The following is a 381-nucleotide window of genomic DNA, read 5'->3' on the forward strand; positions in this document are numbered from 1 at the left end:
TACTTCTCAGCACACTGTTAAACAGTACACTTAGAAGTATTGGGTGAGCATGAAATGATGGTGGAGCTAAGCGGGATCGAACCGCTGACCTCCTGCGTGCAAGGCAGGCGCTCTCCCAGCTGAGCTATAGCCCCATCGATTTCGTAAAACCTTTGATTTACCTTTAACTTCTCTTCAGGCAAGGCGCGTCACCGCGAAGCATACTAAAGTATGTGAGCGGGGTCGCAACACAGCATGGAGAGAAGTTTGGTAGGCCTGAGTGGACTTGAACCACCGACCTCACCCTTATCAGGGGTGCGCTCTAACCACCTGAGCTACAAGCCTATAAGGTTTTACTGCTCGTTTTCTATCAGACAATCTGTGTGAGCACTACGCAAGTTC

2 tRNA genes are annotated in these 381 nt (G+C 49.9%); both read right to left on the minus strand.

Annotated elements, in window-relative coordinates:
• Nucleotides 1–58: 58 nt before the first annotated feature.
• Nucleotides 59–134 (minus strand) — tRNA-Ala (locus tag M977_RS23950).
• A 113-nt stretch (nt 135–247) separates the two neighbouring features.
• Nucleotides 248–324: transfer RNA gene (locus M977_RS23955), tRNA-Ile, on the minus strand.
• Nucleotides 325–381 lie beyond the last annotated feature (57 nt).

Origin of the sequence: Buttiauxella gaviniae ATCC 51604 (assembly GCF_001654835.1) — a bacterium.
Lineage (GTDB): Bacteria > Pseudomonadota > Gammaproteobacteria > Enterobacterales > Enterobacteriaceae > Buttiauxella > Buttiauxella gaviniae.